The organism is Desulfovibrio sp. JC010 (genome assembly GCF_010470675.1).
Taxonomy (GTDB): Bacteria; Desulfobacterota; Desulfovibrionia; order Desulfovibrionales; family Desulfovibrionaceae; genus Maridesulfovibrio.
In genome coordinates, this window is sequence record NZ_VOIQ01000007.1 from 195,847 (window position 1) to 217,343 (window position 21,497).

General features: G+C 50.4%; 16 protein-coding genes. 14 read left to right on the forward strand and 2 right to left on the reverse strand.

Annotation, left to right across the window (positions count from 1 at the left end):
* Window positions 1-75 precede the first annotated feature (75 nt).
* The 8 genes from FMR86_RS10055 (at window position 76) to FMR86_RS10090 (ending at window position 6,891) form a co-directional block, all read left to right on the forward strand.
* Window positions 76-1,326, forward strand: a complete 1,251-nt coding sequence (locus FMR86_RS10055; protein WP_239057202.1) for a DUF4340 domain-containing protein — start codon at window positions 76-78, stop codon at window positions 1,324-1,326.
* A 40-nt stretch (window positions 1,327-1,366) separates the two neighbouring features.
* Window positions 1,367-1,588: a DNA-directed RNA polymerase subunit omega gene (gene rpoZ / locus FMR86_RS10060; RefSeq protein ID WP_163292575.1), complete on the forward strand. Its 222-nt coding sequence runs from the start codon at window positions 1,367-1,369 to the stop codon at window positions 1,586-1,588.
* 3 nt (window positions 1,589-1,591) lie between these two features.
* Window positions 1,592-2,713 (forward strand): molecular chaperone DnaJ, encoded by a 1,122-nt coding sequence (dnaJ, locus tag FMR86_RS10065; RefSeq protein WP_163351000.1) that lies wholly within the window; start codon window positions 1,592-1,594, stop codon window positions 2,711-2,713.
* A 1-nt stretch (window position 2,714) separates the two neighbouring features.
* A complete protein-coding gene (gene moaC / locus FMR86_RS10070) occupies window positions 2,715-3,191 on the forward strand; it encodes a cyclic pyranopterin monophosphate synthase MoaC (protein WP_163351002.1) in 477 nt (158 codons plus the stop codon).
* Window positions 3,192-3,374: 183 nt separating this feature from the next.
* Window positions 3,375-3,866: a PocR ligand-binding domain-containing protein gene (locus tag FMR86_RS10075; RefSeq protein ID WP_163351004.1), complete on the forward strand. Its 492-nt coding sequence runs from the start codon at window positions 3,375-3,377 to the stop codon at window positions 3,864-3,866.
* A gap of 239 nt (window positions 3,867-4,105) precedes the next feature.
* Window positions 4,106-5,812 (forward strand): FAD-dependent oxidoreductase, encoded by a 1,707-nt coding sequence (locus FMR86_RS10080; RefSeq protein ID WP_163351006.1) that lies wholly within the window; start codon window positions 4,106-4,108, stop codon window positions 5,810-5,812.
* A 237-nt stretch (window positions 5,813-6,049) separates the two neighbouring features.
* Window positions 6,050-6,445 (forward strand): response regulator, encoded by a 396-nt coding sequence (locus tag FMR86_RS10085; protein ID WP_163351008.1) that lies wholly within the window; start codon window positions 6,050-6,052, stop codon window positions 6,443-6,445.
* Window positions 6,446-6,504: 59 nt separating this feature from the next.
* Window positions 6,505-6,891 (forward strand): DUF3568 domain-containing protein, encoded by a 387-nt coding sequence (locus FMR86_RS10090; RefSeq protein ID WP_163351010.1) that lies wholly within the window; start codon window positions 6,505-6,507, stop codon window positions 6,889-6,891.
* Window positions 6,892-7,040: 149 nt separating this feature from the next.
* Here the strand turns inward: FMR86_RS10090 and FMR86_RS10095 are convergent, their stop codons facing one another.
* Together FMR86_RS10095 and FMR86_RS10100 are read right to left on the reverse strand one after the other, a co-directional pair.
* Window positions 7,041-7,220, reverse strand: a complete 180-nt coding sequence (locus FMR86_RS10095; RefSeq protein ID WP_163351012.1) for a hypothetical protein — start codon at window positions 7,218-7,220, stop codon at window positions 7,041-7,043.
* A gap of 202 nt (window positions 7,221-7,422) precedes the next feature.
* The gene (locus FMR86_RS10100) at window positions 7,423-8,478 is read right to left on the reverse strand and encodes an esterase-like activity of phytase family protein (RefSeq protein ID WP_163351015.1); all 1,056 of its coding nucleotides are present in this window, start codon (window positions 8,476-8,478) and stop codon (window positions 7,423-7,425) included.
* 182 nt (window positions 8,479-8,660) lie between these two features.
* On the opposite strand from FMR86_RS10100, the gene FMR86_RS10105 reads away from it, so the two are divergent.
* The 6 genes from FMR86_RS10105 to FMR86_RS10130 all read left to right on the forward strand — a co-directional run bounded on the left by FMR86_RS10105 (window position 8,661) and on the right by FMR86_RS10130 (window position 21,484).
* Window positions 8,661-11,321 (forward strand): ATP-binding protein, encoded by a 2,661-nt coding sequence (locus FMR86_RS10105; protein WP_163351017.1) that lies wholly within the window; start codon window positions 8,661-8,663, stop codon window positions 11,319-11,321.
* Window positions 11,314-12,804: a sigma-54 dependent transcriptional regulator gene (locus tag FMR86_RS10110; RefSeq protein WP_163351019.1), complete on the forward strand. Its 1,491-nt coding sequence runs from the start codon at window positions 11,314-11,316 to the stop codon at window positions 12,802-12,804. The genes FMR86_RS10105 and FMR86_RS10110 overlap by 8 nt, the downstream gene beginning before the upstream one ends.
* A gap of 432 nt (window positions 12,805-13,236) precedes the next feature.
* Complete coding sequence (nifJ, locus tag FMR86_RS10115) at window positions 13,237-16,761, forward strand: pyruvate:ferredoxin (flavodoxin) oxidoreductase (protein ID WP_163351021.1); 3,525 nt, start codon at window positions 13,237-13,239, stop codon at window positions 16,759-16,761.
* A gap of 227 nt (window positions 16,762-16,988) precedes the next feature.
* Window positions 16,989-18,701, forward strand: a complete 1,713-nt coding sequence (locus tag FMR86_RS10120) for an L-lactate permease (protein WP_163351023.1) — start codon at window positions 16,989-16,991, stop codon at window positions 18,699-18,701.
* A gap of 103 nt (window positions 18,702-18,804) precedes the next feature.
* Window positions 18,805-20,190 carry an FAD-binding oxidoreductase gene (locus FMR86_RS10125; RefSeq protein WP_163351025.1) on the forward strand — a complete coding sequence of 462 codons (1,386 nt, stop codon included), beginning with the start codon at window positions 18,805-18,807 and terminating at the stop codon, window positions 20,188-20,190.
* Window position 20,191: 1 nt separating this feature from the next.
* Window positions 20,192-21,484 carry a (Fe-S)-binding protein gene (locus FMR86_RS10130; protein WP_163351027.1) on the forward strand — a complete coding sequence of 431 codons (1,293 nt, stop codon included), beginning with the start codon at window positions 20,192-20,194 and terminating at the stop codon, window positions 21,482-21,484.
* The last annotated feature ends 13 nt before the right edge of the window (window positions 21,485-21,497 follow it).

Below are 21,497 nucleotides of genomic sequence, written 5' to 3' on the forward strand. Positions count from 1 at the left end.
CCCAAGGTGCTGTTTGTGCTGAAAAGGTTTTTAATTTTTTTGACTCTGGTCTCCATTGTTTGCGGAGCCTTTTATTTGAGTTCCCCGAAAAGTCCGGTGGAACGCGCAGAGCCTGTTTGGCCTGTTCTCAATAAGGAACAGGTGGACAGGCTAGACGTGTGTCCGCTGGATAAGGGCTGCTTTTCTCTTGTGCGCAGGGCGGACGGCTGGGGTGTGGTTCAGCACGGCTGGAACGGCACAGTGGAAGCTGATCTGGAAAAAGTTGAAGCTCTTCTCGACGTACTTGCGCAGGACAAGGCTTTTCGCTGTCTTGGGCAGATTTCTGGAGGCGTGTCTGCCGAATATGGATTTGAAATTCCCCGGGTGCGCATTGCCGCCGGCGGTGGGCAGGAGCAGACAGTTACAGTCGGCTCCGAGAGTCCTTCGGGGGAAGGTTTTTACGCTTTGAATTCCAAGGAAAAGAACAGCCTTTTCCTTCTTGATAAAGATTTTGTCAGCAGCTGCGAATTTCCGGCGGAATATTATTATAATATGTTCCTGTTGCCGGGGCAGCCGGATAAGGTCCAGTCCATTTCGCTGGGCCACGGCGGTTCTTTTTCATGGACTCTGGTCCGCAAGAAGGGTCCGTTTACCTTTTCGTTTCCGGCATCGCTTAGCGGTAAAGAGGCCAGCGGTGGAGATGTCGATCTTTTTCTTCACTCCCTGCTGGAGGTTCCGGCTAAAGGCATCGTTGCCACAGGACCGGGGAAAGAAAGCAGGATTGTGCTGAATATCGAGATTGCTCTGCCTGGAAACAAGGTGGAGACTCTGGAAATTTTCGAACCGGCCGGGGAGGGCGGACATTACATTGCCCGTTCTTCCGCGCAGAGCGGTTTTTTGGTTCTTAGCAAAGAACATTATGAGCAATTGGACAGAAAAGCTTTCAGCATGCAGCAGCGAAATGTTGTTTCCGTGGCTACCGGAAAGCTCGGTTCTGTAAAGGTTGTTCAAGGCAACCAGACTTTTACCGGAATCAAATCCGATAAAAGCTGGATTAATTTTGAGGATAAAAAGCCGCTGCTGGGCATTGACATGTCTCTGTGGCGACTTAATGAATTAAAATTCGAGGCGGAACCGGCGCAGACTCTTTCGGAAAGTTCCGAAAAGGTCATGGATCTGGATTTACTGGACCAAAACGGCGAGCGTGTCGTTATGGTGTCCTTTTTTTCCGATCCGGAACTTCCCGCCGGGCAATGTTGGCTTTCACTGGGTAACGGTACCGGGTACTATCCTGTATCGGACAAACTGCTGGAAGACCTGCAGGGCCAGATTCCTCTCAGAAAATAACCGGGGCTTATCCCGGTAAAACCATTGTGTTGGAGATCGCATGGCAAGAATCACCGTTGAAGATTGTCTGGCTGAGGTTGGTAACAGATTCCTTATTGTCCAGATGGCCATTAAAAGAGTGAAGCAGTACCGTGAAGGATACACTCCTCTTGTTGAATCCAAAAACAAAGAAATTGTAACCGCACTCAGGGAAATTGCCGCTACCAAGGTTCTTCCCGAGAGCTACCACACTGCTGACGGTAAAAAGCCCGGCAGCGAATAAGCTATGTCAAAACGTTGTTATTATGAAGTTTTAGAAGTTACCCGGGAATCTCAGGAAGGTGAAATCAAAAGGGCTTATCGCAAAAAAGCCATGGAATTTCATCCTGACCGTAATCCGGGTGACGCGCAAGCTGAAGAAAATTTCAAGGAAGCTGCAGAAGCTTATGATGTTCTGCGCGACCCTGAAAAACGAAGCCGTTATGACCGTTTCGGCCATGAAGGCGTGAACGGCATGAACGGCGGTTTCGGCGGATTCCAGTCTTCCGAAGATATTTTCGGTGCTTTCGGTGATATTTTCGGTGACATTTTCGGTTTCAGCGGCGGCGGACGCGGCGGAAGCCGCATGCAGGCCGGTTCCGATCTCAGGTATAACCTGACCGTTTCCTTCCGTGATGCGGCCAAGGGTACCGAAGTCGAACTGAATATTCCGGTGACCGATACCTGTGATACCTGCGACGGCAGCGGTGCCGCACCCGGAACCACCCCGGAAACCTGCTCCCATTGCGGTGGCAGGGGGGCTGTTGAGCAGACTCAGGGGTTTTTCCGTATTTCCGTTCCCTGTCCCGCCTGTAACGGCCGGGGCAAGGTCATCACCAATCCCTGCCCTGAATGTCATGGCGGAGGTTATGTGCGCAAGCAGAAGGACCTGAATGTCCGCATCCCTGCCGGTGTGGATAACGGTTCCCGTCTGCGTCTGCGCGGCGAAGGTGAAGCCGGAATGAACGGCGGTCCCCACGGTGACCTTTACGTGGTCATCACTGTGGAGCCGGACAAAGTATTCAAGCGTCAGGGTCAGGATCTGGTTCTGAGTACGGAAATTACCTTTGTACAGGCTGCACTGGGCTACAAGCTGGAAATACCCACCCTTGATGATCCCATCGAAATGGACGTCCCCAAGGGGACCCAGAGTGGCGAGGTTTTCCAGCTGCGCGGATTAGGTCTTCCTTACCTCGGCAGTTCCCACAAGGGCGACCTGCTTGTGGAAGTAAAGGTCAAGACTCCCACCGGCTTAAGCAGCAGGCAGGAAGAACTTCTCAGGGAATTCGAAGCCCTTGATGAAGAGAAGCCCATGAAAAAGGTGAAAAAGCTTTTCAAAAAAGCAAAAGATAAAGTGATGGGTGAGTAGCATGAGTGAGTTTTCCCACATTGATGCCGAAGGCAATGCGACAATGGTGGACGTGGCTGCCAAGGCCGACACCAAACGTACCGCCATTGCCAAAGGAAAGGTAATCCTCAACGAGGAGACTTTCAATCTGCTGCAGAAGCAGGCCCTCCCCAAAGGGGACGCCCTTGCTTCCGCAAAGATCGCAGGTATCATGGGGGCCAAGGAAACTCACCGCCTTATCCCGCTCTGCCATCCCATTGCACTCAGCTATGTTGACGTGCGTTTTGCCGTTAACGAAGCCGAACTGACCATTGAAGTGGAAGGCGAGGCCCGCTGTACCGGGAAAACCGGAGTAGAAATGGAAGCACTGGTTGCCGTACAGGTCGCCTGTGCCACCATCTACGACATGTGTAAGGCCGTACAGAAGGATGTGATTATTTCCGATGTGCGACTCGTCTACAAAGACGGAGGCAAGTCCGGGACTTTTCGGGCAGAGTAAACTTTACCAATTTAAAGATTGAATTAGGCCGCAATATCTTTCGGGATATGGCGGTCTTTTTTGTGGAATTAATTTGTTTCCTTTGGGGTGTGGTCTTTTTGCAACCCCACTTGCTCCTGATTATGTTTTGGAATAGGGTAAGTATAAAATTTATCATAAATCTATTAACATAAGGGGCTAGTTATGTTGATGACCGATCTGCTTTCTAAAGAAGAGTGGAATGATCTTGAGCGAAAAGTACATGAAGACTGGGGTTTTAATGCCAGTGCGTACAATGCTGACGGATTGACTTTCACCGGTTATAAGAATTTCTGTAATCCATTATGTGCTGAAATTAAATCACACCCGGAGGGCATACAGGCTATCTGTTCCGTGGCTCATCAACATATGTCCCAACTGGCCAGAACCTCCGGGAAAACGGTCATTGAAGAATGTGATTCCGGGATGGTCAAGGTCTGTACTCCGGTGATTATTGAAGGTGAATTTGTAGGTATTGTCGGTGGTTGCGGCAGAGTTCTTGATGATTCAGAAGTCGAAACTTTTACCGTACACAAAGCTATTAATATTGAATTGGAAAGAGTTGAAAATCTCGCGGACGAGGTTTCTCCTCTCACTATGAAGAAGGCTGAGCAATTAGCTGAGTTTTTGGAGGATTTTGTTAAGAATATTGCTTAACCAAAAGGACTTCAGGCGTTTTAGAATTTGAAATCTGATCAATGCAAGCCGTCCCTATGTGATTCTTAATAGGATTTACGCAGGGACGGTTTAGTTTTTACCGGTGCCACTGCAGCATTATTCCCTCTGCTACTTGCGTTTATCTCTTAAAATGATTAGTTCGTAAGCCAAAGACAATTCCCCTACTGCTTAGGATGCTATTCAGTAGTTATGTAAATCTCAACACAGAGGTTCGGTTCATGTCAGAACATGTAGTTGTCATCGGTGCTGTGGCACTTGGGCCCAAGGCGGCCTGTCGCTTTAAAAGAATTAGACAGGACGCCCGCGTTACCCTTATCGACAGGGACGAAATTTTCTCCTACGGCGGTTGCGGTATCCCTTACTTTGTTTCCGGCGATGTGTCCGAAGCCAACCAGCTTCGCACCACAGCTTTCCATATGGTCCGGGACGAGCCGTTTTTCAACGACATCAAGGGCGTGGAAGTGCTTTCTTCCACTGAAGCCACCAAGATCGACCGTGAAAACAAGCAGGTTCAGATCAAGAACCTGAAGACCGGCGAAGAAAGCGTGCTTGATTACGACCAGCTCGTAATCGGTACCGGAGCCACCCCGCGCAAGCTCGGCCTGCCCGGCGAAGATCTTGAGAACGTCTTCTATGTCGGCAACATGCATGACGCTGAAAAAATCAAGGAAGGCATCACCAAGGGTCAGTACGGCAAGGCTGTTGTGGTCGGTGCCGGATTTATCGGTCTTGAAATGGCTGAAGCGTTCTCCGACATGTGGGGCATTGAAACCACAGTTGTTGAAATTTTTGACCAGATTCTTCCGCGCATGTGCAGCCCTGTGCTGGCAAAAATGGGCCAGAAACACATGGAAGACGAAGGTGTCTCCTTCAAACTCGGGCAGACTGTTTCCAGAATTGAAGGTGACGGCAAGGTTGAGAAGGTAATCACCTCCGACGGCGAAGTGGAAGCGGATATCGTAATTATTTCCGCCGGGGTTATCCCCAATGATAAACTGGCCCGTGAATGCGGTCTGGAATGCAGTGAGCGCGGAGGAATTATGGTTGATGAAACCATGCGTACTTCCGATCCGCTGATCTTTTCCGGCGGTGACTGCGCCATCATTAAAAATGCTGTTGACGGCTCTCCGCTGTTCCTGCCCATGGGGTCCATGGCCAACAGGCAGGGCCGGGTTATCGGCGGCAACCTTGCAGGACGCAAGGAGAGTTTCCCCGCTGCAGCAGGATCATGGTGTGTTAAGATTTTTGAGCAGGCCATGTCCGGTACCGGAATGAGCCTCGGTGCTGCAAAGCAGGCCGGATTCGACGCCGTCAGCGTTATGCTGATCATGGCCGACCGTGCCCACTTCTATCCTGAAAAGGACATGATGACCCTTGAAATGGTTGTGGATAAAACAACCCGCCGGGTGCTCGGCATTCAGGGGATTTCCGCTGGCGGCGATGCCCTTGTGGGCCGTATCAACGCGGTTGCGGCAATTATGAAATATGAACCCAAGATTGAAGATGTAAGCAATCTGGAAGTGGCTTACTCCCCGCCGTTCGCTTCCGCCATGGATGTGCTCAACGCCATTGCCAACATGGCTGATAACGCTGTTTATGGAATGAACCATGGCAGCGGTCCTGATGCCTTTGCCGAGCTTTGGGCTGATCGTGAAAGCGGCAAGTACTGCTTCCTTGATGTTCGTGAACATGCCGATGCAGAGCCTTTCCTCGAAAAGTATCCCGAACATTGGCACAACATTCCGCAGGGTGAGATTCCCAAAAGGCATGAAGAGCTTCCCAAGGATAAAAAGCTGGTGCTGGTCTGCAACACCGGCGGCCGTTCTTACGAAGCCCAGATCATGCTTGATGCCATAGGCTTTGAAGATGTTCATAATACCCACGGCGGTATGGCCGTAATCAAGGCTTTCGGCGTGGATATTTAAAATTCGCAAAATGTACAAAAAAACGCCGCTTTTGTTTAAAGAGCGGCGTTTTTTTCTTTTTAAATCAATATGTAATGCTGTTGTGCTTCGCTCGGTTGGTGCTAAATTGAGGGGGGTATTTTTTTTAATTTAGCGTTGCTATGGTTTTTTATTTATTTTATTGTATGATGTAGAAATTAAAACGTTTGTTGATTTTCTAGCCAAATTAACTATTCATACTGTGCCAAGTGAGGGGATATGAGGTTTCTAATTATTGACGATGACGAAACCGTTCACATGTATTTGAGCAAGCTGCTTTCACCGTATGCCCGCTGTGAAGCTGTGTTCAACGGAAGCGATGCCATTGAGTTGTATAAGAAGGCCCATGAGGACGACGACCCGTTCGATACTGTCTTTATGGATATTCTGATGCCGGAAATGGACGGCCACGAAGCGACTAAAAAATTACGTGAGATGGAGCATGAGCTGAAAGTGGATGGGCCGGATGAGTTCAAGCTGGTCATGATCACTTCCCTGAAAGACACGAAAAATGTGAGTCAGGCTTTCTTTAAAGGGTATGCCAGCTGCTACATTGTCAAACCGTTTAATAAAGTGCAGGTCATGAATGAACTGCGCGAGAATAATATTCTTTAGATTTTGAGAATGCAGGGGCCGGGGTTTTCCCGGCCTTTTTTTTGCCAGGGAGTTGCATCATGTTCAAAAGTAGAGTTTTGGCTGTTTGTCTTGCGCTTTTTATGTGCGTTGCTGTTTCCGGCTGCGCAGCAGTGGTTCTGGGCGGGGCGGCTGCCGGCGGCACTTATGTGTACATTACCGGTCAGGCCAAACAGAAATTCAATGCTGATCTGGGCAGCACTTTTCAGGCGGCACTAAAAGGGTGTCAGAGTCTGGGGCTAAAAGTGGAAGAGAAAAAGAAAAGACTCAGCGATGCTTCCATTAAGGCCATAGATGTTGATACAGAAGTGCATATTGATTTCACTTATGTATCTTCAAAGGTAACTGAGGTTACGGTTCGTTATGGCATACTCGGTGATGAAGCTGCTTCGCGCAGGATTCTTAGTGCCATTAATAAGAATTTTTAACTGTTTGGATAATAGCAATCCGTTAAGCATCCTGCCCGTGGGGCAGGGTGCTTTTTTTATGTCTTCATCCCCCCTTTGCCGGATGTTTTTTAAGGGGGGGCAGCTGTATTCCATTTTGCGAGAGCGGCAGGAAGGGGGCGGGGATTCAGCTAGCTTTTTGTCCTTGCTGAATCCATCTGGCGAAAATCTGCATTGAGAATGAAGGTGCGGTTGTCCTGAGTGTTCCAGTTTTCAGGCGAAATCATGTACAGTTCATTTTTGTCTTTTATGTTAATAATCGGGCAGGCCGTGTTTTCCGTTTTTTTAATCGGACGCTTGTTCTGTTTCATGGCTTCCTCCATTGGTTGCAGTGAGGTTGTTCCTAGTAAGAAGATAACCTCTGCAGACAAACAAAACAATGGCTCTGATGAAAAAAAATGGATAAAACCTGAATCGTCCCGGATTAACAGAGTATTTTTATTTTTCGTATATCTGACTAAAATATTTAGCTAAAATCAAATAGTGTGATTTTAATTATACGGAATTTAACGACTAATTTTCTTTTCCGCGTGTAAGTTCAAAAAGTGAGAGGATTGTGTGCTGTACAGGTGAGAAATTGTCGTCGGAAATGATATAAATCCATATGTTAGCATTCGTGCCGAGGACAGCGTCCAGACCTTCGTAATTATCGCGCGGTATGGGCGGATTCAGTTCACAAAACAGCTTCGGGCTGAGAATCGTACCTTTTCTGATCAGGCCTTTTTCAATGGTGCTGAGCCTGATTCCGAGAGTTCCGGGACCGTTGTATCTGCGTTCCAGAATGAGGATTTTACCGTACGGAAGGCAGGCTGCGGAGGTGGGGCGAAAGCTTGAATCACGTTTGTATCGGAAAGTTGTCCACTTTCCGTTTTTCATCAGGGCTGCTGCGGAATACGAGCCTGCCGAATCATCACCTTCAGTGAGGATGAACAGACTTTGGTCCGGGAGCAGGGCCATGCTTTCGATGCCCCCGTTGAGCGGTGATTTTTTGATCTGTTCCGGCAGGGGAAGCGGAGTGGCTTTGCCGGAAAGGTCCAGAATTTTACCTGAGTTATAGCTGTTGATGCGGTGGACTCTTTCAAAAGCTACAAGGTAGCCGGATTCCGTGGAGCTGTCCGGGCTCTGGTCCGGAGTGCGACACAGTGCTTCGGCATCACCGTTGTATTTTATGGCAAAGGTTTTGCCCTCGCTGTTGAGCAGTTGTCCCAGTTCTGCTTTGCGCTCAACCCCCTTGAGGAAGCCGGAGGAGGTGTATTGCAGTTTTCCTTTAAGCCAGAATCCCATGTCTGATACAGCCAGAAATGATTTGCGGTCGGTGCTTACCAGCAGGTCGGAGAATCCTCCGAAAGCCGGATGCGGGCTGTTCAGCAGCAGTGAACCCCGGTATTTCAAATGAGGGTGGGACAGTGTTGTATTATTTTCTTCCGGCCCCAATTGCTCGCTGACAAGCACTATCTCCACAGGGTTAACCTGCGGCTGGGCAGGATTGTCCAATTTGCTGGAGGCTCCGAACAGGAAAGAGATCGGTGTGCTGCAAAGGATCAGAATAAAGAGCAAAATTTTTTTCATTTTATTTCCTGAAAATGGATTTTTTAAATTATAACTGGTTCTGATTGCGACAAAATGTATTAATTGCGGTACGTTTCTTGTATATCGTAAAAGTTGAGCAGGGCGGCTGTTCCCGGAAAAAATCGGGGCTGTGCCGACAGCGAACCTGTGCTACATTGCATATAAACCGGAGTGAATGGAAAGTGAAACAGTTAATTGCTGTAACTCTTCTTATTTTAAGCATATTGTTTTCATCTGCCGCCATGGCGGAAAGCGAAAAACGGAATGTTCTCTACCTGAACTCGTATCAGAACGGCTACAAGTGGTCCGATGATATTTTGGAAGGGGTCCGTGATTTCTTCAATGAAAGCGGGATGAATATCGACCTGCATATTGAATACATGGATACCAAACGGTTCAAGGATGAAGAGTTCATGGAAATTCTGCATTCCTACTATGTGTTTAAGTATCAGAAATATAAATTCTCAGCCATTGTTGTGTCTGACAACAACGCCCTTAATTTCATGCTCCGTTACCGGGAAACTTTTTTTCCTGACGTTCCGGTCATTTTCTGCGGTATCAATGACTTCCGTCCGGAGTTGATCGCCGGGCTGGATAAGTACTGCGGGGTTCTTGAGAACCCGGATATCAAAGATAATATTGAACTCGCGCTTAAGATTAATCCGAATCTGCATAAGGTTGTGGTGGTTGGTGACCAGTCGGTAACCTCACAGGCTATCAGGGAACAGATTAAAAAGGCAGAACCCCTTTTCAGGGGGGTGCTGAATTTTGAATACTGGAACGATATGCCGCTGGTTGACCTGCTGGCCCGCTCGCGGACAATGACCAAAGATGAAATCCTTTTGTTTACCCCGTTTTATAAGGGGGCGCACGGCGAACTTTTTTCTTCTGAAGAAGTGCTGAGTATTATTTACCAGAATTCCCCGGTCATGATTTTCAGTGTCTGGGAATTTCTGCTCGGCCACGGTATTGTGGGCGGTAAACTGCTTTCCGGTACAGATCAGGGCCGCAAGGCTGCGGAAATGGCCCTGCATGTACTCAAGACCGGAAAGATGCCGAAACAGAGGGTTATCAAGGCCACCAATGAATATTATATGTTTGATTATAATGTCTTGGAAAGATTTAAGATCAATAGTGATCTGCTCCCGGATGACAGCGTTATAATCAACGAACCGGACTACTTCTATAAACTGGACAAGCAGGTTTTCTGGACCATCATCGTTTCCATACTCGGATTGAGTATGATTCTGGTCATGCTGATAATTTCCATCCTTCAGCGGCGCAAGGTTGAAAAGCGCATCAAGGCCCAGCTTTCATTTCAGGAAATCCTTATGGATACCATCCCGCTTTTGATCTGCTGGAAGGATAAGAAACAGCAGTATCTGGGGGCCAACCATTCATTTACTGACTTTTTCGGGCTGGGTTCCCCGTGGTCGCTGGTGGGGCTGACTGACTCCGAGATTGAGGTGCATAAAAGGTTTGCAGAGCAGGCTGCGGTCTGGGATAAGAAAGTGCTCCAGACTGGCAAGCCGCGTATGGGTATTAACTGGTCCCTGATCCGGGACGGTGAGGAGCCGGTCTGGCTGGAGATCAACAAGGTTCCCCTTTACAATGAAAAAGGGGCGGTAGTGGGCACACTTTCAACTGCTGAAGACGTGACCCGTAAAGTCAACCTTGAAAAACAGCTTCTGCAATCGCAGAAAATGGAAGCTATCGGTACCCTTGCAGGTGGAATTGCCCACGATTTCAATAATATCCTGACCTCGATCATGAACTCGGTGGAGCTTGCTTTGAGCGATATCGAGGAAGGAACCCTGACCTATAAGGACCTTGACCGGGCCATTAAGGCTGCCCAGCGCGGAAGCCGGGTGGTTAAGCAGATTCTGACCTTCAGCCGTCCCTCGCAGGAAGGGTTCAAGGCAACTGCTATCGGTGAGGTGGTCAAGGAGACCGTAGATTTTATTAAAGCTTCCCTGCCGCGCAATATTCGGGTATCAGCCAATGTCCCGGAAGGCGCGCCGCTGGTTATGGCCGACCCGACCCAGATTCATCAGGTGATCATGAACCTGTGTACCAATTCCTTTCATTCCCTGAAAGGGCGGGGCGGCAATATTGATGTTACCCTGACCACCGTGGAAGTTGAAGATGAGCAGGCCCAGTTCATGCGGGTTGCGCCCGGAGTTTACCTGCGTCTGGAAATTACTGACAATGGTCCGGGGATTCCGGTGGAAATTCTGGATAAGATTTTTGATCCTTTCTTTACCACCAAAGGCAAGGCTGAAGGAACAGGGCTGGGGCTTGCCGTTGTGCACGGGCTGATCAAAGGGCATGGCGGCGGCATCTCGGTCAGCAGTACTCCGGATGTGAGGACCTGTTTTGAAATTTTCCTTCCGGTGCAGGGCCAGCTGCGTGATGTTGTGCGCAAGAGTTACGGTGCCTTGCCCATGGGGCAGGAAAATATTCTCTTTGTTGAGGATGATGAAGACCAGCTGGAAACCACGCCGCGTATTCTGGAAAGTCTGGGTTATGAAGTGACGGCCCTTGCTTCTCCGGAAAAAGCGTTTAGCTTGATTGTAGATGAGCCCGGACGATTTGATTTGATGATAACTGACTACGACATGCCGCATACCAACGGGCTGGAACTGGCCCGCATGGTGCAGGATGTGGCCCCGGAGCTGCCGATTCTTGTTGTTTCCGGCAGACGCAATGTGCTCAGTTACGTGTCGGATTCTGAATATGATGTTAAGAGTGTCAGGAGAGTTCTGATGAAGCCGTATAATAAAAATGTGATCGCTGACGCAATTCGAGAAGTTCTTTCTTCTACGGAGAACATAAATGGGTAGAATTCTGATTATTGATGATGATGTTCAGGTATGCGAGACAATTGAAAGCCTTATCGCCCGGACCGGGCATGAGGCTGTCAGTTCCTACAATCTGAAAGACGGGCTTGCCAAGGTTAAGGCCGCTGATTTTGATCTTGTGTTTCTTGATATCTCTCTGCCGGACGGCAACGGGCTGGATTATCTGCAGCAGGTAAAGGATTCCTCCGGTAAGCCGGAGGTAATTATCCTGACCGGAAAAGGAGATGCCGACGGGGCCGAACTGGCTATTCAGGGCGGCGCGTGGGATTTTCTGGTCAAGCCTTCTTCGGTTAAGCAGATTACCCTGTCCATGCGCCGGGCGTTGGAATTTCATAATGAAAAGCAGAACAAGGCCCAGTGTGTGGCCCTGAATCTCGATAATATTGTGGGTAAAAGTGCCGAGATCAAAGGTTGTTATGATCTGGTGGCCCATGCTTCAGGTTCGGATGCCAACGTGCTGGTCAACGGTGAGACCGGAACAGGGAAAGAGCTTTTCGCCCAGACCATTCATGAGAATTCAAGACGGGCCGACAATAATTTTGTTGTGGTTGACTGTGCCTCCCTGACCGAAACTCTGGTGGAATCCACTCTTTTCGGGCACAAGCGCGGTTCTTTTACCGGAGCGCAGGCCGACCGCAAGGGGTTGATCCCGCTGGCGGACAAGGGAACCCTGTTTCTCGATGAAGTGGGGGAGATGCCTCTTGCTGTGCAGAAGTCCTTTTTGCGAGTGCTTCAGGAGCGTACTTACCGTCCGGTGGGTGAGAACCGGGAGTTCAAGTCTGATTTCAGGCTCATAGCGGCCACCAACCGTGATCTTGAAGCCATGGTAGCCCGCGGCGAGTTCCGGCAGGACCTGCTTTACCGCATCCAGACCATTCATATCTACCTCCCGGCCCTGCGCGACAGGGGAGGGGATATCCGTGAGCTGACCTCCTTTCATCTTTCGCGTTTAAGCGCGCAGTACGGGGTTCCGCCCAAGGTTGCCAACTCAGATTTTTATGATGTGCTGGAGAATTACGACTGGCCGGGCAATGTTCGCCAGCTGTTTAATATCGTAGAGCAGGCTTTTGTTGCTGCCGGGTCCGGCAATACCATTTATGCCATGCATCTTTCCGATGCCCTGCGTATCAAGATGGCTAAATCCAATTTAAAAAAGAGCGGCAGCCATGCTGTTCAGCTGGAAAAGTCCGCTCCGCAGCCTGCAGCCGAGTTAAAGCAGAACTTGGTGTCTGAAAAAAAGGACTCGTTGAAATTGAATCAAGATTCAGTGTTTGATACTGTGGTATCTGACATTCTTGCAGATGAATTGCCGCCGCTAAAAGTTTTCAAGGGTATGGCTGAGAAAAAATACCTTGAAGAACTGCTCCTGCGACATCCCGGAGAGACTGCATATATCTTAAAAATATCAGGTCTTTCCCGCTCCCATTTCTATGCTCTGCTTAAAAAGCACGGGATAAATGATTAGGGCAAGTGAGTACCTGTTGTAACTTGTTTGGGTTAAAATAATCATTGAATAACTGTTCAGTCTGGTTTTTAAGACTAAGCCTTGTCTTTTTTTGAAGACAGGGCTTTTTTTTGTGTGTTCAGAACTGAAATCCTTAGCCTGCGGGCTTTTGGGGCCCGTTTACATTTCGGCAACGGGAAAATTAAGAGTTTGAGGCAGGTGATTTGTCTTAATTTTCGGACTGAGTGGAGTGAATACCCTTCTCAATTAGAGTTGTTTGAATGTAACCGGCTGATTCTGCTTGTGTTTATGGCTTAAAACAGTCTTGGCACGCAAATTGATAACTAGGGCTTATGTGAGTGTTCAACCTTGCGCCGTGGGTTCCGATTGTTTTTGCAAGGTTTTTAATTACTCGGTGAGGTTTTACATTAATTCTCTTAAGGAGCTTTTTTAATGGCTAAGAACATGAAAACTATGGATGGTAACACTGCTACCGCTCACGTTTCCTACGCGATGAGTGACACTGCAGCCATCTATCCCATCACTCCCTCATCCACCATGGGTGAAGTTGCTGAAGAATGGGCAGCGCAGGGCCGTAAGAACATTTTCGGTCAGGTACTCAACGTAAAACAGCTTCAGTCCGAAGCTGGTGCTGCCGGTGCCGTTCACGGTGCTCTCGCAGCGGGTGCTCTTACTTCTACTTATACTGCATCGCAGGGTCTCCTGCTTATGATCCCCAACATGTACAAAATCTCCGGTGAACTTCTTCCCGGCGTTTTTCATGTTTCCGCCCGCGCTATCGCTGCACAGGCACTTTCAATCTTCGGTGATCATCAGGACGTAATGGCCTGCCGCCAGACCGGTTTCGCCATGCTGGCATCCAGCTCTGTACAGGAATGTATGGACATCGCCCTTATTTCCCATCTCGCATCCATCGAATCCAGCGTGCCTTTCCTGCACATGTTCGACGGTTTCCGCACCTCCCACGAAATCCAGAAGATCGAAGTTATCGATTACGAAGACATGAAGTCTCTGGTTGACTGGGACGCAGTTGCAGCTTTCCGCGCAAGAGGAATGAATCCTGAGAATCCCTCCATTCGCGGTACTGCCCAGAACCCTGATATTTACTACCAGGCTCGTGAAGCAGCTAACGGTTTCTACGACCAGCTTCCTGCTATCGTTACCAACTGCATGAAGAAAGTAGGCGACCTGACCGGACGTTACTACAAGCCTTTCGACTACGTAGGTCACGAAGAAGCTGAAAGAGTCATCGTTGCCATGGGTTCCGGTTGTGAAGCCATTGAAGAAGTTGTCAACAAGCTTGTTGCCGACGGTGAAAAAGTGGGTCTCATCAAAGTACGTCTGTACCGCCCCTTCCTCACCGAGTACTTCCTCAACGTACTCCCCGCAACCACCACCAACATCACTGTTCTGGACCGCACCAAAGAGCCCGGCTCCCTCGGCGATCCCCTGTATCAGGATGTCTGCACCGCATTCATGGAAAGCGGCATGAACCCCGTTGTTACCGCCGGCCGTTACGGTCTCGGTTCCAAAGAGTTCCGCCCCAACATGGTTAAAGCAGTATTCGACAACATGAAAGCTGCCGGTCCCAAGAACCACTTCAACGTCGGTATCGAAGACGACGTTACCAACACTTCCCTCGCAGTGGGTGCCGAAATGGATACCACTCCTGCTGGAACTGTTCAGTGTAAGTTCTGGGGTCTCGGTGCTGACGGTACTGTCGGTGCCAACAAGCAGGCTATCAAAATCATCGGTGACAAAACCGACATGTACGCACAGGGATACTTCGCTTACGACTCCAAGAAGTCCGGCGGTATCACCATGTCCCACCTGCGTTTCGGTAATGATCCCATCCAGTCCACCTACCTCGTAACCAGCGCGGACTTCATTGCATGCCACAACTCCAGCTACGTGCACCAGTACGACCTGCTCGAAGGCATCAAAGAAGGCGGAACCTTCCTGATCAACTCTCCCTGGTCTGCTGAAGACATGGAGAAGGAACTTCCCGTAGAACTGCGTCGCACCATCGCTGAGAAGAACCTTAAGTTCTACACCATCGACGCTGTTAAAATCGCAGCTGAAGTAGGTCTCGGCGGTCGCATCAACATGGTTATGCAGACTGCATTCTTCAAGCTTGCTGATGTTATTCCTTTTGACGACGCTGTTGCGTACCTCAAAGAATCCATCAAGAAAGCTTACGGCAAGAAAGGCGACAAGATCGTCAACATGAACAACGCTGCTGTTGATCAGGCTGTTGCCAACCTTGTTGAAATCACTGTTCCCGAATCTTGGAAAAACCTCACTGAAGACGAAGCGGCCGTATCTGATGAGCCGGCATTCATCACTGATGTTGTCCGTCCCATCCTTGCTCAGAAAGGTGACAACCTGCCTGTTTCCGCTTTTGAGCCTGACGGCCTCTTCCCTCTTTCCACTGCTCAGTTCGAAAAACGCGGCGTTGCTATCAACGTTCCCGAATGGCTGCCTGAAAATTGCATTCAGTGTAACCAGTGTGCATTTGTCTGCCCGCACGCAGCTATCCGTCCCGTTCTCGTAACTGAAGAAGAGCTGAAAGACGCTCCCGACACCTTCGCAACTCTCGATGCGAAAGGTAAAGAGCTCAAAGGTCTCAAGTACCGCATGCAGGTTTACGCTCAGGACTGCCTCGGTTGCGGCAACTGCGCAGACATCTGCCCCGCAAAAGAGTCCGCTCTGGTCATGAAGCCCATCGCTACCCAGACCCCCACTGAAGTTCCCAACCTCGAGTTCTCCCAGACTATCCCCGAAAAGGATAACCTGATGACCAGAACTTCTGTTAAGGGTTCCCAGTTCCAGCGTCCGCTGATGGAATTCTCCGGCGCCTGCTCCGGTTGCGGTGAGACTCCCTACGTTAAAGCTATTACCCAGCTCTTCGGCGAACGCATGATCATTGCAAACGCCACCGGTTGTTCCTCCATCTGGGGTGCATCCGCTCCGACCACTCCTTACTGCACCAACAAGAACGGTCACGGTCCCACCTGGGGCAACTCCCTGTTCGAAGATGCAGCTGAGTTCGGTTACGGCCTTGAAATGGGTGTATCCCACCGCCGTGAAAAGCTGGCTGACCTCGTGACTGAAGCTGTCGAAGCAGGCGTTCCCGCTGAACTCGAAGCTGACATGAAAGGCTGGCTGGAAAACAAAGACAACGCAGCACTCTCCGAAGAGTACGGTCAGAAAGTTGTGGACGGCATCTACGGTGCTCCCCAGACCGAACTTCTCGCTGAGATTGCAGACATGGAAGACCTGTTCACCAAGAAATCCCTCTGGGTATTCGGTGGTGACGGCTGGGCATACGACATCGGCTTCGGCGGTGTTGACCACGTGCTCGCTTCCGGTCGCGACATCAATATCCTCGTAATGGATACTGAAGTATACTCCAACACCGGTGGTCAGTCCTCAAAGGCGACCCCCCTCGGCTCCATCGCCAAGTTCGCAGCAGGTGGTAAGAACACCGGCAAGAAAGACCTCGGCCGCATGATGATGAGCTACGGTTACGTATACGTTGCTTCCGTATCCATGGGCGCAAACAAGCAGCAGTTCATGAAGGCAATCCAGGAAGCGGAAGCTTACCCCGGTCCTTCTCTCGTAATCTGCTACGCTCCCTGCATCAACCAGGGTATCCGCAAGGGTATGGGTAAGACCCAGCTTGAAATGAAGCTGGCAGTAGATTCCGGTTACTGGCCTCTCTACCGCTTCAACCCCCTGCTTGCTGACGAAGGCAAGAACCCCTTCGTTCTGGAGTCCAAAGCTCCCGACGGAACCATGCAGGAGTTCATGGCCGGCGAAAACCGCTACGGCCTGCTTGAGCGTCTCAACCCCGAAGCATCCAAAGAATACCGTGCGAAAATCGAAAAAGATTACAACGAACGGTACGAAATATTGAAACACATGGCCGCGGCTGATTACAGCCAAGGCGAATAGCACCACCCGCGCTGCGGACGGGCCTGCACAGGTGGCCCGTCCGCAGCACCCCCTCTCTCTGCGAATACGTGGAAGGTGTCGCAGCAAGAGGAGGGCAGGGTAGAAAGTCATTTCAGCAGACTTTTAAAAAAACGTTGAACCGTTGCCGTTCTTATGTGGTATGATGAATGCGTTTTCATCAGAGAGCGGCAAGAACAAAAGCATTTCTTTTTGCTTAAGGAGGAAACATGTCTGTAGGAATTTTGGCCCTCGTAGCGATCATCCCGATCGTACTGGCAATGGTACTGATGGTCGGCCTGCGTTGGCCCGCTACTAAAGCTATGCCCGTTGCATGGCTCTCTGCTGTTGCAGGCGCAATCGCCGTCTGGAACCTGCCCGCATCTTACGTTGCAGCTCTTACTGTCCACGGTTTTATCACCGCTATCGGCGTTCTCATTATCGTATTCGGTGCGATTATCATTCTTTACACCCTGCAGTATTCCGGCGGTATGGAAACCATCCAGTACGGATTCCAGGGCATCAGCCGTGACCGCCGCGTACAGGTTCTGATCATCGGTTACCTGTTCGCCGCATTCATTGAAGGTGCCGCAGGTTTCGGTACTCCCGCAGCTCTGGCAGCACCGCTGCTCCTCAGCCTCGGGTTCCCCCCTCTGTGCGCAGTTGTAATGTGTCTGGTATACAACTCCTTCCCCGTAACCTTCGGTGCTGTCGGTACCCCGGTTATCCTCGGTATGAAATACCTGACCTCTTATGTTGACCAGGCTGTTGCAGCAGCAGTTCCCGGCCTGAACTTCAACTCCATGGAAGCTTTCGACGCAGTAATCGGTCAGTGGGCGACTGTAATGCACATCCCCATGATCTACATCCTGCCCCTGTTCATGCTCGGCTTCATGACCCGTTTCTTCGGTGAGAACAAGAGCTGGTCTGAAGGTTTCGGCGCATGGAAATTCTCCCTTTTCGCATCCACCGCTTTCTCCGTACCTTACCTCTTCACCGCATGGTTTGTAGGACCTGAGTTCCCCTCCCTGCTTGGTGGTCTCGTAGGTCTCGGTATCGCTGTTCTCGGTGCTAAAAACGGTTTCTGCGTACCCGAAAAAACCTGGGACTTCGGCGCACCCTCCACTTGGGATGCTGAATGGACCGGTACTGTTTCCGCTGAAAACTCCGGTGAGTTCAAAGCTCACATGAGCCAGCTCAAAGCATGGACCCCTTACATTCTCATCGGTCTGATCCTTGTAATCACCCGTATCCCCGAGCTCGGCCTCAAAGGCATGCTCGCAGGTGTTGCAATTCCCTTTAAGAACATCCTCGGTTTCGAATCCGTTAACAACTCCATCAAGGTTCTGTACCTCCCCGGTACCATTCCTTTCGCACTGGTCGCAGTACTGACCATCTTCATCCACGGCATGCCTGCTGCTAAAGCTGCTACCGCATGGAAAGAAGCTATCGCGAAAATGAAGAACCCCACCATCGCACTGTTCTTCTCCGTTGCGCTGGTATCCATCTTCCGCGGTTCCGGTATTGCTGATGCAGCCCTGAACCCCAACGGTTACATGTCCATGCCTCTGGCACTGGCCGAAGCTGTATCCGGTCTCGCAGGCCAGACCTGGCCCATGTTCGCCTCCTTCGTTGGTGGTCTCGGTTCCTTCATCACCGGTTCCAACACCGTATCCGACCTGCTCTTCGCTGAATTCCAGTGGGGCGTAGCTGCTAAACTCGACCTGCCCCGCCAGATCATCGTAGCCGCACAGGCTGTTGGTGGCGCAATGGGTAACATGATCTGCATCCACAACATCGTTGCAGCATGTGCAGTTGTCGGTCTCTCCGGTATGGAAGGTCAGATCCTCAAGCGCACCGTATGGCCCTTCCTCGTATACGGCGCGGTTGTAGGTATCGTAGCCTGCGTACTTTCCTTCGTAATGTACCCCACTCTGTTCTAATTAAATACGTCCTCCCGCGACCGGAGACGGCTCCGGTCGCGGGTTTTAATTAGTCGGATTAATATATACCAAGATTGTTTTTTAGATTCAGGAGCAAAAAAACATGTCCAACGCTAAATTAGCCAAAGACTTTGAAAAGATTGTAGGTGCTGGAAATGTCATGCACGAAGAAGCTGACCTCCACGCTTACTCTTACGATTCCGCAGTACTCGATCCCCAGGTACCTGCACTGGTAATCAAACCCACCACCACCGAACAGCTCGGTCCCGTAACCGCGCTTTGTAATGAACACGGTCTTCCCATGACTGTTCGCGGCGCAGGCACCAACCTCTCCGGCGGAACCATTCCCCATCCCGGCGGCGTTGTTGTTCTGACCAACGGTCTCAACAAAATCCTCGAAATCAACGAAGAAGACCTCTACGCAGTAGTAGAACCCGGTGTTGTAACTGCACAGTTTGCAGCACAGGTTGCTTCCAAAGGACTTTTCTATCCCCCGGATCCGGGCTCTCAGGCAGTATCCACCATCGGTGGTAACGTTGCCGAGAACGCAGGCGGACTCCGCGGACTCAAATACGGTGTTACCAAAGATTACGTCATGGGTATGGATTTTTATGACGCACACGGTGACCTGATCAAATCCGGATCCCGCACTGTTAAGTGTGTTACCGGTTACAACCTCGCAGGGCTCATGGTTGCTTCCGAAGGAACCCTTGGTGTGTTCTCCAACATCATCCTCAAGCTCGTTCCGCCGCCGAAGGCTTCCAAGGCTATGATGGCAATTTTCCCCAACGTTCAGACTGCTTCTGAAACCGTTGCTGCCATCATCGCGAACCACATCGTACCCTGTACTCTGGAATTCCTCGATAACTCTGTTATCCGTTACGTAGAAGACTTCACCAAAGCCGGTCTGCCCACCGATGCGGGCGCTATCCTGCTTATCGAAGTTGACGGTCATCAGGCTGAAGTTATCGAAGATGCTCAGAAAGTTGTTGATATCTGCACCAAGTGCGGCGCTAAAGAAGTTAAAATGGCTGAAACCGCTGAAGAGCGTGAAGCTCTCTGGTTTGCTCGTCGCAACGCGCTGCCTTCCCTTGCCCGTGCAAAACCGACTACCGTTCTCGAAGATGCTACCGTACCGCGCTCCCAGATTCCTGCAATGATGGAAGGTCTGGATAAGATTGCCAAGAAGTACAAGCTCGACATCGGTACCTTCGGTCACGCCGGTGACGGTAACCTGCACCCGACCATCCTCTGCGATAACCGCGATAAGGAAGAATTCCACCGTGTAGAAGAAGCTGTCGACGAAATCTTTGACGTAGCTCTCTCCCTGAAAGGAACCCTTTCCGGCGAACACGGCATCGGTATGGCAAAGTCCAAGTGGATGGAAAAAGAAACTTCCAAGGCTACCCTTGAGTACTCCTTGAAAATGAAGCGTGCCATTGATCCGAAGGGCATCCTGAACCCCACCAAGATCATCGGAGACGTATAGCATGGAAGATCTCAAGCAATTAGCACAAAACCTCATGGAGCTGGACGACCAGATGGTCGCCTGCATGAAGTGCGGTATGTGTCAGGCAGTATGTCCTGTCTTCGCCGAGACCATGCAGGAAGCCGACGTAACCCGCGGCAAGATCGCTCTGCTCGAAAAGCTGGCTCATGAGATGGTTAAGGACGCCGATCAGGTTAACGACAAGCTGAACAGATGTCTGCTTTGCGGTTCCTGTGCAGCAAACTGTCCTTCCGGCGTAAAGATCATGGATATCTTCATGAAAGCCCGCGTGATTGTTACCCAGTTCAAGGGTCTTTCCGCGACCAAGAAGATGATCTTCAAGGGACTGCTTACCCGTCCCAAACTGTTCAACACTCTGACCGAGATGAGTGCGAAGTTTCAGGGTCCGTTTGCAAAGATCGCCGACCAGGCCTCCGGTGCTGCAAGCTGTGCCATGCTGAACCCGCTCCTCGGCGAACGTCACTTCATGCCTCTGGCTAAAAAGCCTTTTCGCAAGGATTATCCGCAGCTGGATACCCCCCGCGGCAAGTCCGGCCTGAAAGTAGCGTTCTACCCCGGCTGTGTTGTGGACAAAATGTTCCCCAACGTCGGCCATGCGGCAATCAAGATTCTTGAGCACCACGGTGTGGGAATCTTCCTGCCCAAGGGACAGGCCTGCTGCGGTATCCCCACACTGGCTTCCGGTGACCAGGATACCATGGTTTCTCTTATGAAGCAGAATATCAAGGCTTTCGAAAACGGAACCTTTGATTATCTGGTGACTCCCTGTGCTACCTGCACAGCCACACTTCATGAGACCTGGCCTAAAATGATTGATAATGAAGATCCTGTTTTTGTTGAAAAAGTTAAGGATCTTGCAGCCAAGACTATGGATATTAACGCATTCCTCGTTGACATCGTGGGCGTTAAGGCTCCTGCAGAACCCAAGAAGGGCGGAAAGGTCGTTACCTACCACGACCCCTGTCACCTCTCTAAATCCCTTGGTGTTGCTGCACAGCCCCGTACCTTGCTGAAACTGAGCGATAACGTGGAATTCAAGGAAATGAACGAAGCCAACCGTTGCTGCGGCTGCGGTGGTTCTTTCAACCTTTACCATTACGACCTCTCCAAGAGCATCGGTGAGCGTAAAGCGGGCAATGTCCGCGACGCAGGTGCCGATATCGCGGCTACCGGTTGTCCCGCCTGCATGATGCAGCTCGGTGACATGCTTTCCCAGACCGGTGGTGGAGTAGAGGTAAAACACGTTCTCGAAATCTACGCCGATTCCCTCTAGTAGTATACGAAAG